The sequence below is a fragment of the Weissella koreensis KCTC 3621 genome (assembly GCF_000277645.1).
The window spans coordinates 1-537 of sequence record NZ_AKGG01000010.1; the positions used below are offsets into that span (position 1 = coordinate 1).

The following is a 537-nucleotide window of genomic DNA, read 5'->3' on the forward strand; positions in this document are numbered from 1 at the left end:
TCGGATTCATTTGAATCTGGATTTGAAGTACTCATTGAAATTGATTTCGAAATTGAGGCACTATCTGATCCTTCTGAATCGGATGTTGAGGCACTCTTTGAAATACTCTCTGATACACTATCTGACGTTGATGCTGAAATACTGTCTGATTCAGAATTGCTTTGTGATTCATCAGAGTTTGATTTCGACTCTGACCCTGAAGCTGAGGCTGAATCACTCTTTGAGGCATTATCTGAGTCTGATTTCTCTGAATTAGAATTACTCTCTGAGTTTGAGCCTGATGCACTCTTTGAATTACTTGCTGAATCTGACTCATCTGAATCTGATGTTGAGGCACTCTTTGATGTACTATTTGAGGCATTATCTGAGTCTGACGCTGAATTCGATTCATTTGAATCTGATTCTGACGAACTTACTGAGATACTATCAGATTCACTTGCTGAATTAGATGCTGACTTTGATGCATCTGGATCTTCTGGTTTATTCAACGAAGTTGAACTACTGTCTGATGTTGATGCTGAAGCACTATCTGATCCT

1 pseudogene is annotated in these 537 nt (G+C 38.7%); it reads left to right on the plus strand.

Features of this window, described 5'->3' with window-relative positions:
* Positions 1 to 537, plus strand: a pseudogene (locus JC2156_RS09035) (hypothetical protein); the annotation flags it as partial.